The sequence below is a fragment of the Brevirhabdus pacifica genome (assembly GCF_002797755.1).
In the GTDB taxonomy this organism is placed as follows: Bacteria; Pseudomonadota; Alphaproteobacteria; order Rhodobacterales; family Rhodobacteraceae; genus Brevirhabdus; species Brevirhabdus pacifica.
Window position 1 is genome coordinate 216,711 of sequence record NZ_PGFI01000011.1, and the last position, 15,765, is coordinate 232,475.

At 68.6% G+C, this 15,765-nt stretch carries 13 protein-coding genes and 1 tRNA gene; 6 read left to right on the forward strand and 8 right to left on the reverse strand.

What is annotated here, in order from left to right:
- Positions 1 to 165: 165 nt before the first annotated feature.
- Positions 166 to 663, forward strand: coding sequence for an Hsp20 family protein (locus tag CLV77_RS01245; protein ID WP_076979618.1), 498 nt, complete (start codon positions 166 to 168; stop codon positions 661 to 663).
- A 178-nt stretch (positions 664 to 841) separates the two neighbouring features.
- Positions 842 to 2,353 (forward strand): hypothetical protein, encoded by a 1,512-nt coding sequence (locus CLV77_RS01250; RefSeq protein ID WP_076979617.1) that lies wholly within the window; start codon positions 842 to 844, stop codon positions 2,351 to 2,353.
- Positions 2,354 to 2,413: 60 nt separating this feature from the next.
- Here CLV77_RS01250 and CLV77_RS01255 read toward each other — a convergent pair whose 3' ends face one another.
- The gene (locus CLV77_RS01255) at positions 2,414 to 3,892 is read right to left on the reverse strand and encodes an NAD-dependent succinate-semialdehyde dehydrogenase (RefSeq protein ID WP_076979616.1); all 1,479 of its coding nucleotides are present in this window, start codon (positions 3,890 to 3,892) and stop codon (positions 2,414 to 2,416) included.
- A gap of 95 nt (positions 3,893 to 3,987) precedes the next feature.
- Here CLV77_RS01255 and CLV77_RS01260 point away from each other — a divergent pair, with 95 nt between their 5' ends.
- Positions 3,988 to 4,785, forward strand: coding sequence for an alpha/beta hydrolase (locus tag CLV77_RS01260; protein WP_076979615.1), 798 nt, complete (start codon positions 3,988 to 3,990; stop codon positions 4,783 to 4,785).
- Positions 4,786 to 4,792: 7 nt separating this feature from the next.
- On the opposite strand, the gene CLV77_RS01265 is transcribed toward CLV77_RS01260, so the two are convergent.
- Positions 4,793 to 5,791 carry a P1 family peptidase gene (locus CLV77_RS01265; protein WP_076979614.1) on the reverse strand — a complete coding sequence of 333 codons (999 nt, stop codon included), beginning with the start codon at positions 5,789 to 5,791 and terminating at the stop codon, positions 4,793 to 4,795.
- A 271-nt stretch (positions 5,792 to 6,062) separates the two neighbouring features.
- On the opposite strand from CLV77_RS01265, the gene CLV77_RS01270 reads away from it, so the two are divergent.
- Positions 6,063 to 7,298 carry a M24 family metallopeptidase gene (locus tag CLV77_RS01270; protein WP_076979613.1) on the forward strand — a complete coding sequence of 412 codons (1,236 nt, stop codon included), beginning with the start codon at positions 6,063 to 6,065 and terminating at the stop codon, positions 7,296 to 7,298.
- Positions 7,299 to 7,345: 47 nt separating this feature from the next.
- Here the strand turns inward: CLV77_RS01270 and CLV77_RS01275 are convergent, their stop codons facing one another.
- The 4 genes from CLV77_RS01275 to CLV77_RS01290 form a co-directional block, all read right to left on the reverse strand.
- Entirely contained in the window at positions 7,346 to 9,718 is a 2,373-nt protein-coding gene (locus tag CLV77_RS01275; protein WP_076979612.1) for an aldehyde dehydrogenase family protein, read from the reverse strand.
- A gap of 64 nt (positions 9,719 to 9,782) precedes the next feature.
- Positions 9,783 to 10,799 (reverse strand): deoxyribose-phosphate aldolase, encoded by a 1,017-nt coding sequence (deoC, locus tag CLV77_RS01280; protein WP_076979611.1) that lies wholly within the window; start codon positions 10,797 to 10,799, stop codon positions 9,783 to 9,785.
- Positions 10,800 to 11,268: 469 nt separating this feature from the next.
- Positions 11,269 to 11,344 (reverse strand) — tRNA-Ala (locus tag CLV77_RS01285).
- A 132-nt stretch (positions 11,345 to 11,476) separates the two neighbouring features.
- Positions 11,477 to 11,797, reverse strand: a complete 321-nt coding sequence (locus CLV77_RS01290) for a TIGR02300 family protein (protein ID WP_076979610.1) — start codon at positions 11,795 to 11,797, stop codon at positions 11,477 to 11,479.
- 110 nt (positions 11,798 to 11,907) lie between these two features.
- On the opposite strand from CLV77_RS01290, the gene CLV77_RS01295 reads away from it, so the two are divergent.
- Both CLV77_RS01295 and CLV77_RS01300 read left to right on the forward strand, forming a co-directional pair.
- Positions 11,908 to 12,633 carry a M48 family metallopeptidase gene (locus tag CLV77_RS01295; protein WP_076979609.1) on the forward strand — a complete coding sequence of 242 codons (726 nt, stop codon included), beginning with the start codon at positions 11,908 to 11,910 and terminating at the stop codon, positions 12,631 to 12,633.
- 23 nt (positions 12,634 to 12,656) lie between these two features.
- Positions 12,657 to 13,307: a GntR family transcriptional regulator gene (locus CLV77_RS01300; protein WP_076979608.1), complete on the forward strand. Its 651-nt coding sequence runs from the start codon at positions 12,657 to 12,659 to the stop codon at positions 13,305 to 13,307.
- A gap of 68 nt (positions 13,308 to 13,375) precedes the next feature.
- Here the strand turns inward: CLV77_RS01300 and CLV77_RS01305 are convergent, their stop codons facing one another.
- Positions 13,376 to 13,705, reverse strand: a complete 330-nt coding sequence (locus CLV77_RS01305; protein ID WP_076979607.1) for a hypothetical protein — start codon at positions 13,703 to 13,705, stop codon at positions 13,376 to 13,378.
- Positions 13,702 to 15,729 (reverse strand): OmpA family protein, encoded by a 2,028-nt coding sequence (locus tag CLV77_RS01310; protein WP_076979606.1) that lies wholly within the window; start codon positions 15,727 to 15,729, stop codon positions 13,702 to 13,704. Before CLV77_RS01310 ends, CLV77_RS01305 begins: the two co-directional genes overlap by 4 nt.
- Positions 15,730 to 15,765: the final 36 nt, after the last annotated feature.

Sequence of the window (15,765 nt, forward strand, 5' to 3'; positions counted from 1 at the left end):
ATTACAGGTGCTTGACTGTCCGTGACGGGCCAGACCCATCCCCTTGAAACGCCGAAAATGCGATCCTATCTCAGGTCTGTCGGACGCCACACCAGGGTCCGACAGCACGAAATGGCCGGTCCCGAGGGACGGCCGTGATGAACATCGCTCAAAGAGGATGAAACCATGCGTAATCTTGATTTTGCACCGCTTTACCGCGCGACCGTCGGCTTCGACCAGATCGCCGACCTGATGGACCGGGTCCTGACCAATGACGTGGCCCAGCCCAGCTATCCGCCCTACAACATCGAAAAGACCGCCGACGACGCCTATCGCATCTCGATCGCCGTCGCGGGCTTCAGCGACTCCGACCTGTCGGTCGAGGTTCGCGAGAACGCGCTGATCGTCTCGGCCCGCAAGTCCGAGACCGAGGAGGACGCCGGCCGCACCTACCTGCACCGTGGCATCGCCACCCGCGCGTTCGAGCGTCGTTTCCACCTGGCCGACCATGTCCGGGTCGAGGGTGCGACCCATGCCGACGGCATGCTGCACATCGACCTGGTCCGGGAAATCCCCGAGGCCCTGAAGCCACGCCAGATCCAGATCGCGCGCTCGGCCGATGTGGACGTGAAGGCCGTCACCGACGGCTCGGCCGCCAAAAAGGACGAGAAAACCGTCAACTGATCGCGCAGGGGCGCCCGGGCCTGGTCCGGGCGTCCTCTGTCGCAAGGTCCCGGGGCGCGGTGGCAACAGGCCACCGCGCCTTTTTGCTGTCCGGCCCCGCGCGCTTTCCCCCGTGGGGTCGGGCTGTTAGGCTTGCCGGAAAAGAGCAGACAGAAAACAAAGACCGGTCAGGACCCCAATGCAGGCGGCAGTCAACCTGTGCGACGAAGCCGGGCGCGATTTCGGCACGGTGTTTCGCCGTCAATTCGCCCTTACCCGCACCCAGCGCGGCCCCCAGGACGGCCAAGGGGGCTGGTCGCGGCGTTCGCTGGGCGGCTGGCACCTGCACCATTGTCCCGAGCTGCGGGTCTGCGACGTGCTCGACGTGGCAGGGCAGGTGGCGGGGTTCTTCATCGGCATCGGTGTCACGGGCGAGGGGCGCGCCATCACCGACGCGCTGCGCCTGGCCGCCACGATGGGGGAGGCCGGTTTCGCCGACAGTGCGGAGGCGCAGATCGCCCGTATCGCCGGACGCTATTGCGTGGTCATGTTGGCCCCGGGTTGCCGCCGGGTCTATTTCGACCCGGTGCTGGACCTGTCGGTCGTCTGCAACCGCGACGACCGGATGATCGCAAGCTCGCTGCTGCTGGCGCTGGATCGCCCGCTGCGCGAGAACAACCGCTTCAACCACCGCATGGTGCTGCACCGGACCCACCGCTACGGGCTGGGCCATACCCGCGACGTGGGTGTGCGGCGGATGATCCCCAACCATTACCTCGACCTCGACAGCTTCGCGCTGCACCGGCACTGGCCCAAGGGGGACGAGAACCTCGACGCGACCTCGGAGGAGGCCGGCGATGGCATAGACGAGATCGTCGCGCGGCTGGGCCAGGTCTTTGGCGCGCTGGTGCGAACCCATGACTGCGCGGTGCCGGTCTCGGGCGGGAATGACAGCCGCAACCTGATCGCCTGCGGCAAGGACCATCTGGGCCACGTGCGGGCCTTCTATTCGCACCGCATCAACAAGATGTCGGGGTTCGACTGCATGGTCGCCCGGATGCTGATGAAGAAGCTGCGTCAGCCGCATCAGACAATCGACGTGCGCGCCCCCGAGCACGAGGACCGGTTCGAGCCTGCCCGCCAGCGCGCCGCCCGCTGGGATTTCGCCTTTCGCACCGGCTACCAGGCGCTGGGCAGCGATCACCCGGTGCTGGTCGCCGCCGATCTGGCCCCCCGGGCAGAGGTCGTCCTGCGCGGCAATGTCATGGATATCCTGCGGGCCAACCAGTACAACAGCGACAATCTCGAGGCGCCTTTCGACCTGCGCTACGGGCTGTCGCGGCTGCGGATGACGCCGGACACGGACGCGGTGCAACTGGCGGTATGGGGCCCGGAATACCAGAACTGGGCCGACACCCTGCCCGAGAACGCGCGCGGCCGGATCTATGATTTCGCCTTCTGCGAGCAGCTTCTTCCCAACACCATGGGCGGCACGCTCTACGGCTTTGCCCAAAGCTTCTACATGAACCCATTCGCCGACCGGCGGATGCTGGAGCTGGCCCTGCGGATCGCGCCGGCGAAACGCTATCGCGGCTGGGTCAACCGCGAGATCGTCAAGCGCGCCTCGAGCGACCTGAACATCTTTCCGCGCACGAACGAACTGCGCCGCCGCAGCGAGATGCACGAGGCGGTGGACCGCCGCTTCTTCTGAGGGAAACGCAAAGGCGCGCCGCCCGGGGGCTGCGCGCCTGCGTTCGTCATGTCCGGCGGATCAGACCGACAGGCACATGTACTTCATCTCGGTATAGTCATCGATGCCGTGGCTCGAACCCTCGCGGCCAAGGCCCGACTGCTTGACGCCGCCGAAGGGGGCCACCTCGGTCGAGATGATGCCGGTGTTGATGCCGACGATGCCGTATTCCAGTGCCTCGGCGACCTTGTGCACCCGGCTGATGTCGCGGGCATAGAAATAGCATGCCAGCCCGAAGATCGTGTCGTTGGCCATCTCGATGACCTCGTCCTCGTCCTCGAAGGCGAAAAGCGGGGCGAAGGGGCCGAAGGTCTCTTCATGGGCGACCTTCATGTCCTGGGTGACGCCCTTGACGATGGTCGGCTGGAAGAATGTGCCGCCCAGCTCGTGGCGCTTGCCGCCGGTCAGCAGCTCGGCCCCACGGTCCAGCGCGTCCTTCAGGTGATCCTCGACCTTGTCGACGGCGTCGGGCTCAATCAGCGGGCCAAGGTCGGTGCCGGTGGTCAGGCCGTCCCCGACGTTCAGCTTCTCGACCGCGACGCGCAGGCGCTTGGCGAACTCGTCATAGACACCCTTCTGCACGTAGATCCGGTTGGCGCAGACGCAGGTCTGGCCGTTGTTGCGGAACTTGCATGCGATGGCTCCCTCGACGGCGGCATCCAGATCGGCGTCGTCGAAGACGATGAAGGGCGCGTTGCCCCCCAGCTCCATCGAGCATTTCATCACCTGATCGGCGGCCTGACGCAGCAGGATGCGCCCCACTTCGGTCGAGCCGGTGAAGGTCAGCTTGCGCACGGTGGGGTTCTCGCAGAACTCCTTGCCGATCTCGGAGGAGCGCGACGAGGTCACGACCGAGAAGACCCCCGACGGCACGCCCGCGCGTTCGGCCAGAACCGCCATCGCCAGCGCCGACAGCGGGGTCAGCGACGCGGGGCGGATCACGAAGGAACAGCCGGCGGCAAGGGCAGGTGCCACCTTGCGGGCGATCATCGCGTTGGGAAAGTTCCAGGGCGTGATGCCGGCGGCTACGCCGATGGGCTGGCGGATCACCGTGATGCGCTTGTCGCGCTGGTGGCCGGGGATGGTCTCGCCGTAGATGCGCTTGGCCTCTTCGCCGAACCACTCGATGAACGAGCCGCCATAAGTCACCTCGGCGCGGGATTCAGACAGCGGCTTGCCCTGCTCGGCGGTCATGATGATCGCGAGGTCCTCGGCGTTCTCGATCGTCAGCTCGTACCAGCGGCGCAGGATGGCGGCGCGCTCCTTGCCGGTCAGCTTGGCCCATTCCTTCTGGGCGATGCGGGCGGCCTCGATGGCGCGGGCGGCGTCGGCGCGGCCAAGGTCGGCCACGCGAGCGATGACATCGCCACGGGCGGGGTTGGTCACCTCGAAGGTGGCACCGTCGGATGCGCCGACCCATTCGCCGGCGATCAGGGCCGTCTCGCGAAGCAGGTCGGGATCGCTCAGCATCGATTTGAGGTCGGTGGTCTCGTCCAGCATCTGGCTTATCCTCTGGGCAGGTTGCATGGTGGCGCGGGACTGCGCGGCGCCGTTTGCGCGCATCATGCAGCGGCCCGAAGCGAAGGACAATGCCCATGCGGAACGACGAAGCCTACGACAACCACGGCCACGTGCCCGAGGCCGACGCCATCATCGAAGGCTGGCAGGATGCCGCGCCCGAATGGCGCGGGATCGAGGCCGCGCTGGGCCGCGCGCGCCTCAACCAGCCCTATGGCACCCATGAACGCGAGCGCTTCGACCTGTTCCTGCCGGCCGGTCGAGCCGAGGGGTTGGTTGTCTTCGTCCACGGGGGCTACTGGCGGCGGTTCGACCGGGGATATTTCTCGCATCTGGCGGCGGGTCTGACGGCGCGGGGCTGGGCTGTGGCGATGCCTTCCTACGTGCTGGCACCCGAGGCCCGCATTACCGAGATCACCGGCCAGGTTGCCCGGGCGGTCGCGGCGGCGGCGGCGATGGTGCCCGGCGGACCGCTGATCCTGGTGGGTCACAGCGCGGGCGGCCACCTGGTTGCGCGCATGGAGTGCGCCGATCTGGACCTGGCGCCCGAGGTGGTCGCCCGGCTGCGCCGCATCGTGGCGATCTCCCCCGTCTCGGACCTGCGGCCCCTGCTGGAAACCACGATCAACGAGACCCTGCGTCTGGATGCTGACGAGGCGCTGAGGGAAAGCCCGGCCCTGCAACCGGCCAAGGGCACGCCCACCACCGTCTGGGTGGGAGCCGAGGAGCTGCCGGCCTTCGTCGATCAGGCCCGTTGGCTGGCCGAGGCCTGGCCGGCGGCACAGCTGCATATCGCGCCCGGCCGGCACCATTTCGACGTGATCGAGCCCTTGGCCGATCCCGACAGCGATCTGGTCGCCGCGATCCTGGCCTAGCGCGCCATCACCGGGCGCCGAACCTCTCGCACCAAGCGGGGGGCATCCCCTCGGGCGAGGGGTCGGCCTGGAAAACGGCGCGGGCGATGGCGCGCGACAGGACGCAGGCGGCCGCGTGGCCGATCGCAAGGGTCTCGGCAACCGGGTCGGTCAGTGGCCGCGCGCCGGTGGCCGCCGTAAAGACCAGGTCGCCGTCCAGCGGCGTATGGGCGGGCACGATAGCCCGGGCCATGCCATCATGGGCGGCGACCGCAACGCGCTGGGCATGGGCCTGGTCGAGGTCGGCGTCGGTCGCGACAATGGCGATGGTCGTCGCCTCGCCGGGGCGGACGCCCTTGATCCGGGGCGGGGCGGCGGGGTCGTGGCCGTGCCCGATCCCCAGCCCCCCGAACTCGGCCCCCATCTCGAAGGGGGCGGCCCAGAACTCGGGCCCGTCGCCCACTGTCACCTGCCCCAAGGCGTTGACCGCCACCAAAGCGGCGACCGTGACCCCGCTTTCCAGCACGAGTGAGGCCGATCCAAGCCCGCCCCGCAGGTTGGCGGTGGTGGCCCCGGCGCCGGCCCCGACGCTGCCGGTGGCGAGGTCGGTCGACGCGGCCTCCAGCGCCTGCAGCCCCAGGTCGCGGTAGGGGTTGGCGGTCCAGTCCTTGTCGCCGCCGTTGCCCAGGTCGAAAAGGATCGCGGCCGGCACGATCGGCACAATCTGCGCGCCGACCCGGTAGCCGCGCCCGGCCCGCCTCAGCCCGTCCATCACGCCCGACGCCGCGTCCAGCCCGAAGGCAGAGCCGCCCGACAGCACCAGTGCATCGACCTGGCGCACCAGCTTGTCTGGGGCCAGAAGGTCGGTCTCGCGCGTGCCGGGGGCGCCGCCGGCGATGTGAACGGCGGCGGTGAATCGATCCTGTCCCACGACAACAGTGGCGCCGCTGCGCAGCCGCGCGCAGCTTGCGTGGCCCACCATCAGCCCCGGCACATCGGTCAGAAGGTTGTGCGGTCCGGGCCGCATCGCCGCCGGTCTGTCGGATTGCATCGTCTGCCCTTTCGCTGGTGGCTGCGGCCCTGGCCCCGGATGCTGGCGCCCGCGGCCGGGCTTTGCAAGAAGAAGGAAGCGACGGCAGGCTTGCCAAAATGCCCCGGATGGGGTTCGATCCCGTCAACCGGGCGATGGCGTCGCCGGTCCCCCGCCCCATGCGGGGCTGTCTTTTCCGTCCTGAACGCCGGGATGTCACCGGCTTGCCGGGGATCTCCCCCGGTGGCCCTTGATGAAAGGCCACGCCATGCAGGATGCCAAATCCCTGGCCGCCGCGACCGCGCGCCCCGACTTCTTCCGCTTTCACAACGGCACCAAGGCGCCGCTTCCCTTCGAGACCGGCGAATACAACGACAGGCTGGCGCATCTGCGCGCCCGCATGGATGAAAGGGGGGTGGGCGCGGTGCTGCTGACCTCGATGCAGGGGGTCGCCTATTACTCGGGCTTTCTCTACTGCGCCTTCGGTCGGCCTTATGGCTGCGTCGTGACGGCCACCGAGTGCGTCACAATCTCGGCCGGGATCGACGCGGGCCAGCCCTGGCGCCGCAGCCACGGCGACAACATCACCTACACCGACTGGCGGCGCGATAATTTCTGGCGTGCGGTTCTGTCGGTGACGGGACCGGGCGCCGCGCTTGGGATCGAGGGGGATCACATGACCCTTCAGGCCCGCGACCTGCTGGAGGGAATGCTGAGCCCCGCCGCCGTGAGTGACATGGGCCCCGACCTGATGCGCCTGCGCTTGGTCAAAAGCCCGGCCGAACAGGCGCTGATCCGGGCCGGGGCCGCCGTGGCCGACGCCGGCGGCTATGCCATCCGCGATGCCGTCAGCACCGGCACCCGCGAGATCGATGTCGCCATGGCCGGGCGCGACGCGATGGAGCTTGAGATTGCTGCCCGTTTTCCCGACGCGGAATACCGCGACACCTGGGTCTGGTTCCAGTCGGGGCTGAACACCGACGGCGCCCACAATCCCGTCACGGCGCGCAGGTTGCAGGATGGCGATATCCTGTCGCTCAACACCTTCCCGATGATCTCGGGCTATTATACCGCGCTGGAGCGGACGCTGTTCCTGGGCCAGCCCGACACGGACTCTGCCCGGATCTGGGAGGCCAATGTCGGCGCCCATGATCTGGGGATCTCGCTGATCAGGCCGGGGATGAGCTGTGCGGCGATCACGGGGGCGATCAACGAATATTTCGCCGCGCGCGACCTGCTGCAATACCGCAGCTTCGGCTATGGCCATTCCTTCGGCCTGCTCAGCCACTATTACGGGCGCGAGGCCGGGCTGGAACTGCGCGAGGACGTGGAGACAGTGCTGCGCCCGGGCATGGTCGTCTCGATGGAGCCGATGCTGACGATCCCCGAGGGCCAGCCGGGCGCCGGCGGCTACCGGGAGCATGATATCCTGATCGTCACCGAGGAGGGGGCCGAGAATATCACCGGCTATCCCTACGGGCCCGATTTCAACGTGATCGGCTGAAGTTCGAGGGGCTTGGGGGACGGCGCGCGCCGTCCCCGCGGGTCTGCCTATTCGCCGTAGGGGACCCAGACGGTCTTGACCTCGGTTGCCTGCTCGAGGAACGGCTTCAGCCCACCGGCGGGCGCGTGCCAGTCAAGGCCGCGCCCGTGGTTGACCCAGGTGCGTTTCAGATCGGCGGCCGAGGCGCGCTCGATCCCTTCCGAAAGGTCCGAGGACGAGAAGCTCCAGACCGCCTGGACATCCATGTGCCCAGCCAGCGGCGCGGCCAGATCCTCGTGCCGGCCAGCGATGATGTTGACCACCCCCGCGGGCACGTCCGAGGTCTCGATCACCTGCATCAGGTCCATCGCCGCCAGCGGCGCGGCCTCCGACGGGATCAGGACGGCGCGGCTGCCCGTGGCCAGAATCGCGCCCAGCACCGTGACGAAACCCAGCAGCGGCGCCTCGTCGGCGCAAAGCGCGCCGATGACGCCCACGGGTTCGCGCAGGGCAAGGGCCATCCCGCGCAGGGGCACGCCCGCCGCGCGGCCGTCGAACTTGTCGGCCCAGGCGGCGGCGGTGAAGAGCCTGTCGACACTCGCCGCAACCTCGGCGGCGGCGCCGTCGGCATCGACCTGGCCCAGGTCGCGCAGGCGCGTCGCGAATTCGGCCTCGCGGGCGGCGAGGTTCTCGGCCAGATAATAGAGGATCTGCGCCCTGCCGTGGCCCGTGCTGCGCGACCACGCGCCGGCGGTGCCGGCGGCCTCGACCGCGTTGCGGATGTCTTTGGCGTTGCCCTGTCCCACGTGGCCCAGCAGGCGCCCGTCGGGCGACCACACCGGGGTCGAATAGCCGCTGTCCGGGCGCGCCTGCTTGCCGCCGACAAGGTTCTTGGCGGTGCGGTCCAGCAACCCGTCGGAAGGGGCCGCACCCTTGGCGGGCGCCTCGACCGGCCGGAGGCGCGAGAGTTCAGTCGCCTCGGCGCGGGGCCGGGTATAGGCCGCCAGCCCCTCGGGCCCGCCCTCGCGGCCGAAGCCGCTTTCGCGCAGCCCGCCGAAGGGGGCGGCGGCGTCGAAGAGGTTGGTGGCATTGATCCAGACCACGCCGGCGGCCAGTTTCGGCGCCACGTCCAGCGCCAGGTTCAGGTTCTCGGACCAGACCGTCGCCGCCAGCCCGTAGCGGCTGTTGTTGGCCAGCGCCACGGCCTCGGCGGGAGTGCGGAAGGTGGTGCCGACCAGCACCGGGCCGAAGATTTCGTCCTGCATCAGGGGCGAGGCCGGGTGCAGGCCGGTGATCAGCGTCGGCGGATAGAAACAGCCCCCGTCGGGCAGGGCAGCGCCGGTGCGGTGCACCTCGGCGCCCGGGTCGGCCTCAAGCCCTTCGCTGACCATGCGGCTGACGCGCTCCAACTGGGCGGGGTCGACCATGGCGCCCACGTCGATGCACTTGTCCAGCGGATCGCCCAGCCGCAGCCCGTCCATGCGCCGGCGCAGCTTGTCGTGGAACCGCTCGGCCACGCCCTCCTGCACCAGCAGGCGCGAGCCGGCACAGCAGACCTGCCCCTGGTTGAACCAGATCGCGTCGACCAGCCCCTCGACGGCCGAGTCGAGATCGGCGTCGTCGAAGACGATGTAGGGCGACTTGCCCCCCAGCTCGAGGGTCAGTGCCTTGCCGGTGCCGGCGGTGGCCTCGCGGATGCGGCGGCCGACCTCGGTCGAGCCGGTGAAGGCGATCTTGTCGATCCCCTCGTGCGCCACGATCATCTCGCCGACGCGGCCGTCGCCGGTGACGATGTTGACCACCCCGGGGGGCACGCCCGCCTGGGTGCAGATCTCGGCCATGAAGAGCGCGGTGAGCGATGTGTCTTCCGCTGGTTTCAGGACCACCGTGTTGCCCGCCGCCAGGGCCGGCGCCACCTTCCACGCCAGCATCAGCAGCGGGAAGTTCCACGGGATGATCTGACCGCAGACGCCGTGGGGGCGCTGGGCGGGCATCTCGTCCTCCATCAGCCGGGCCAGGCCGGCATGGTAGTAGAAGTGGCGGGCCACCAGCGGGATGTCGATGTCGCGGCTTTCGCGGATCGGCTTGCCGTTCTCGAGCGTCTCGAGCACGGCCAGCAGGCGGGCGTGTTTCTGCACAAGCCGCGCCATTGCATAAAGCACACGCCCCCGGCGGGCGCCGTCCGCGGCCCAGTCTGCCTGTGCCTTGCGGGCGGCGGCGACGGCGGCGTCGATGGCGGCGGCATCGGCCTGGCTGAGGCTGGCCAGATGACTGCCATCGGCGGGGTTGCGGCTGTCGAGCCCGCCGGCGTGGGCGGTCATCTGCCCGCCGATGAAATGGCCGAAGGCGCGGCCGGACCGCTCTAGCCACTCCTGCGCCGCGGCGGCGCTTTCGGGGGCGGGGCCGTAGTCCATCGTCTCGAAGATCTCCTGGACGGTCATGGGCGGGTCCTTCCTGTCTTGGCCGAGGGGAACGGCAGGGTTCCGGTCGGGCGGGTCCGGGGCATCATCCCGCGGGGTGACGGTGCAGGGCCGAGTAGCGCCCGGTGACGTGATGCTCCAACTGGCGTTCGATGTCGCCCAGCAGCGACGAGGCGCCGAAGCGGAAAAGATCCGGTTGCAGCCAGCGGTCGCCCAGCTCGTCCTTCATCAGGGCGAGGTAGGTCAGCGCGTCCTTGGCCTTGGAGATGCCGCCCGCAGGCTTGTAGCCGACCTTGACCCCGGTTGCGTCCTGATAGTCGCGGATGGCCCGGATCATGGTCAGCGAGACGGGCAGCGTGGCGTTCACCGATTCCTTGCCGGTCGACGTCTTGATGAAGTCCGCCCCCGCCATCATGCACACCAGACTGGCCCGGGCCACGTTGCGCAACGAGCCCAGCTCGCCCGTGGCAAGGATGGCCTTGACGTGGGCCTCGCCGCAGGCGTCGCGGAACTGGCGCATCTCGTCATAAAGGGCGGCCCAATCGCCGGTCAGCACATGCCGGCGCGAGATCACGATGTCGATCTCGCTTGCACCGGCGGCCACGCTTTCGCGGATCTCCTCAAGCCGCAGGCGGAAGGGCGACAGGCCGGCGGGGAAGCCGGTCGAGACGGCGGCGACGGGAATGTCGGTGCCCTCCAGCGCGCGCACGGCGGTCGGGACCATTTCATGGTAGACGCAGACGGCGCCGGTGGTGATCGGGCCCATTCCCAGGGCCTCAAGCAGGTCGGGCCGCACGGGCTGGCGGGCCTTGGCGCACAGCCGGCGCACCCGACCCTCGGTGTCGTCGCCCGACAGGGTGGTCAGGTCGATCAGGGTGATCGCGCGCAAAAGCCACGCGGCCTGGTGCGCCTTCTTCAGCGACCGGCGGCCGGGCAGGGTGGCGGCGCGCCGCTCGATCGCCGAGGTGTTGGCCTGCACCCGGGCCACCCAGTCGGTATCCAGCGCCATCCCCGGGTTGCGGGGTTCGTGGAGCTGGGGCAGCTGGTGGCTTTCGGAACGAAGCGCGGCCGCCTCGGTCGGGTCTGTCACGGGGCGGGTCATTCTGCGTATCCGGTCATGGGGCCTCCAGCGGCAAAAATCGCATGACGCCGGGGGCGGCGCAAGGCGGATGACCCGACGTGAAGAGGCCGGGCGAGGGGTGGCCCCCAGCGGGCCCGGACCGGGGCGGGAAAGGTCCGCAGGCAGCTGTGGAGCATTTGCGGCGCGCGGTCGCGGCTTTCGCTTCCCCCATCCGCGGCGCGAGCCGGTGCAACGCGAGCCAACTCCGCCGCGGAAATCCGACGCGATCGCGGGATTTAAGAGGTGCCGTCGATCGCGGGATTTGGACAAGTAGTTGAAATATAAAGTGAATGCAGAGGCGATCAAGCATAAGGCGCGTACGTCAACTGCCCCGGCGAACGGCAAATCGCCTGTTTAACAGGCAGGCGCCAGGTCGGGCCGGACCGGCGCACAGGGTCGCATTGCCGCTGTGGACAATCCTGTGGGCAAGCCGCTTGAAGAAAGGGGGGAATGGTGGAGCCTAGGGGAGTCGAACCCCTGACCTCTTGCATGCCATGCAAGCGCTCTCCCAACTGAGCTAAGGCCCCTTCCGGGTGCGGATCCTGTCCGCGCCCGCTGTTTATGTAAGGGCAGAGAGGCATGCAAGCGAAAAAATTCGGTATCTGCAAACCTGCCCCAAAATCGCGGGCACGGGTGCCCGGCGACCCGGAAAACCCGGCTTAGTCGTCGTCGTTCGCGGCGACGTCGGTCAGGTCGTCAAGGGCGACCGTCTCGTCATCGTCGTCGTCTTCAAGAACGTCATCGTCCAGATCGACATCATTGTCGTCGTCGTCGACCAGCAGATCGTCGTCCTCGGTTTCGGTTTCCTTGACCGTCTTCGGATCGGCCTTGTCCGCCAGCATCGTGCGGGACTTGCTGCCGGTATCGATCACGACCACCTCACCCGTGTAGGGGCTGACGATCGGGTTCTTGTTGAGATCGTAGAATCGCTTGCCGGTCGTCGGGCAGACACGTTTGACGCCCCATTCCTCTTTGGGCATGAAACACCCCCTTTTACGAGTTCGAGCTTTTTGAAGTCGGCGTCACCTGCCATAACCCTATGGCCGTGTCAAAGGCTTTCGCCGGACAAGTATCAGGAGGCCGCAGCAGAATGGGAGACACGATCGAACTGCCGGGCGACGGCGACGGCCTCGCGCCGGTCAGCGTCACCCTGCGCCGGTCGGGGCGCGCGCGGCGTCTTTCCCTTCGTGTCTCGCAGCTGGACGGGCGTGCCACCCTGTCGATGCCCACCCATGCGCCCCGCCGTGCGGCCGAGCGATTCGTGGCCGAAAAGGCCCAGTGGCTGCGCCGGATGATCGCCCAGAGTGCGCCGGCGCGGGACCTGGTTCCGGGCGCCGAGTTCCCGGTCGAGGGACGGCCGCACCGGCTGTTGCCCGGGTCCGGGGCACGGGTGCGTCTTGGCGACGGCGTGATCGAGATGCCGGCGAGTGGCGAAGAATTTACCGACAACGCGGGACCGGCACTGGCGGGCAAGCTGAAGGCGCTGGCGCGCGACCGGCTGGTCGCGGCCTCGGACCACCATGCGGGGGCGCTGGGCCGGGACTATGGCCGCATCACCCTTCGCGACACGCGCTCGCGCTGGGGGTCCTGTTCGTCCGAGGGGAACCTGATGTATTCCTGGCGGCTGATCCTCGCGCCCGCGCAGGTTTTGGATTATGTCGCCGCCCATGAGGTGGCGCATCTTGAGCAGATGAATCACTCGCCCGCCTTCTGGGCGGTGGTCGAGTCGCTTTGCCCGGGCTACCGGGAGCCGCGGGCCTGGCTGCGCCGTCATGGCACCAGCCTGCACGCCTGGCGGTTCGAGTTGACGCCGTAAGCGCCCCGGCGCAGCATGGATGAATGTTGATGCAGACACGCCAAAGCGATGCGACCCCGCCGATCCACGATCGGCTTTACCGCGCCTTGCGGCTTCAGATCATGCATGGCGAGATCGAGCCGGGCCGCGCCCTGACTCTGCGCGGTCTGGCGCGGGATTTCGACGTGTCGATGACCCCCGCCCGCGAGGCGGTGCGCCGGCTGGTGGCCGAGGGGGCGCTGACGCTGTCGTCGTCGGGGCGGATCTCGACGCCCGAGCTGTCGAACGACCGGATCGAGGAGCTGGCCGCCCTGCGCGCCCTGATCGAGCCCGAGCTGGCCGCCCGTGCCCTGCCACGCGCCCACCTGGCCCTGATCGACCGGATGCAGACGGTGCAGAGCGCCATTGCCGAGACCATCGTCAAGCAGGATGCCGTGGGCTACATCCGCACCAATCTGGAGTTTCACCGCAGCCTTTATTTGCGCGCGCAGGCGCCGGCGATGCTGGCGATGGCCGAACAGGTCTGGCTGCAACTGGGGCCGACCATGCGCAAGCTTTACGGCCGTCTGCGCCGGGCCGAAGCGCCGCGCAATCACCGGCTGATATTGGCAACCCTGCGGGCGGGGGATGAACCCGGCCTGCGTCTGGCCGTGCGGGCCGATGTGACCCAGGGCCTGAAACTGCTGCGCAGCTGAGCCGCGGGCGTCTGCCGGCGGCAGTCAGCAGTCGGCGGGCAGCAGTCAGCGGGCAGGGCCGGGAAGGCTCAGCCCGCGTTTTTCACATGCTCGATATAGGCGCGCAGCTCCTCGGCCTCTTCGCGGGCGTCGCGCAACCCGTCCATGGCAGCCCGCAGTTCGGCTTCGGTCTGGGCCAACTGATTGGTCAGCTCGCCTTCGCGCTGCTGCATGTAGGCGATGGCCTGATCGCGGGTTTCCTCGGCCTCGTGCAGCGACTTGGCCATCTGCTCAAGCTCGCTCATGTCGGCCTGCGTGACCCGCGAAAGCCGGGTCATGATCCACGAGGCGAACCAGCCCAGGATGAATGAGGCGAACAGGATGATCGCGATGACGATGATGAATTCGCTGCGGTTCATCGGGCTTCTCCGTTGGTTGTCCCGGTCGCCCCGGTGGCGCTGGACGGGTCTTCGGCATCACTGTCGGCGGGGGCTGCCCCCTCGGTCGGTTCGTCCGCGCCCGGGCCGCCCTCTTCGCCGGCCCCGTCGGGGGCGGTCGCGGCGGCCTGCTTGTCGGCGGCCTCACCCTCGGCCTTGGCTTTCGCCTTGGCCCGATCGGTGGCGGCGGCCAGCAGGCGGAACTCGATCCGGCGGTTGGCCTCGCGGCCATCCTCGGTGTCGTTGTCGGCGATGGGGTCGCTCTCGCCATAGCCTTTGGCCGTCAAATTGCCGGTCAGCACCTGCCGCGCCATCAGGGCGTTCAGCACCGAGTCGGCCCGCGCCTGGCTGAGGTTCAGATTCATCTCCTCGCGGCCCTGGCTGTCGGTGTGACCGCCGATCTCGAAACGCACGTCGGTGCATTCGTCGAGGATGCGGGCAATGGCGTCCACCGTCGGCAGCGACTCGGGGTCGATCTCCAGCGAGCCGGGGGCGAAGGTGATCTTGCGCTTGGCAATCTCGGCCTGGATGCTGTCGGCGCATTCGCGCGGCGTCGGCAGGGCCGCCGAGGGGTCCAGCGCCTCGATGTAGCGCACGTCCAGCTCGTAGTTCTTGTCCTGCTTTCCCAGCCGCTCGGACAGGATCCGGGCCATCTGCTGGCGCGCGTCTGCACTGCCGGTCTCACCCTCGATACGGATGAGGTCGGGGCGGACCACGAGGGCGCCGGTCTCAAGCTCGGACATGGCGGCAAGCCCGGCCAGCACACGCACCGGCCAGCCGTCGGGCAGGGTGTCGTCAAGCCGAGTGGCGTTGTAGACCCGGTCGGCCCCGAACTTGGCCTGGGCGAAGGCGGTGACCGCATCCTGCATCATCTCGTCGCGCAGGCGGCCGCGCATCTGCAAGGCACCCTCTTCGTCGCGGCGGGCGGTGAACTCGGGGATGACGGGGGCCTTGTCGCCCCCTTCCTCGGCCGGGGGATCGGGCAGGATCGCCTTGACCGAGAAGACCTCGGGCAGGTCGGCCTTCAGCTCGCCGACGACGCGGTCGAAATCCGCCTGCTCGACGGTCTCCAGCGCGACCAAGGTCACGTCGGCATCCGAGAAGGTGATGTTGCCGCCCTCAAGCTGGTCCAGCTTGGCGATCGCGGTCTCGACGGCGGCGGCCCAGTTGGGGCTGGGCACGCCCAGGCCGATGGTGCAGTCGATTTCGCCGGTGACGCCGGCCCGCGCAGCGGCTTCCAGGATGCGGTCGCGGGCTTCGGGCGTGTCGGCCGAGCAGGCGTCGAAGCGCGGGCCCTCGGCTTCCTTGACGAAACGCAGGGTGAAGGGGGTGATGACCGGGCGCGGCGCCGTCAGGTCGGTGGTGACCAGCAGCCCCTCGGGCGCCAGCAGAGCCAGCTCTTCCTCCAGCCGCTGCTTTTCCTCGGCAGAGCCGGTGATGGCGGTGATCGCGACCATGTCCGCCGCGACCGAAATTTTCGAACGGGGCAGCAGGCCCAGCGCCTCGATTGCGAAATCCAGTGCCTCGGGCCAGCCTTCGGGGACGGGATACTCGCCCTCGTCCAGCATGTCAGCGACGCGGGCATTGCGCGTCAGCTCCTCGATGCGGTCGACGATGATGCGGCTTTCGCTTTCGGCCGGGATCAGGCCGATCAACGAGATGCCGCGATCGTTGCGCAGGATCTCGATGGAGAACTTGGGCGGCGGCATGTTCGAGGTGTCGACCACCTCCATCGCGTCGATCACCCGCTCGGAATCGACGACGCTGCCGACGATCGACAGGGCCTCGAAACGGCGGGCCTCGTCGGGCGCGGTGCCGATCAGGCGGATGCGCAGCCCGTCGGCGGTGGCATCCACCCAGTCGATGCCGCGGAAGGCGATGACGCGGTCGACGGCGGCGAGGGTGCGTTCCTCGATCCACTGGACCGCAACGCGGGAGGTCACCACGCTGAGACCTGCCGCAACCACGAAGATGAGAGCGATGATGATCTTTTGACCGAGACGCATGGTGCCGCCGTGGTTGGGAACGTGTGGCGCGTGTCT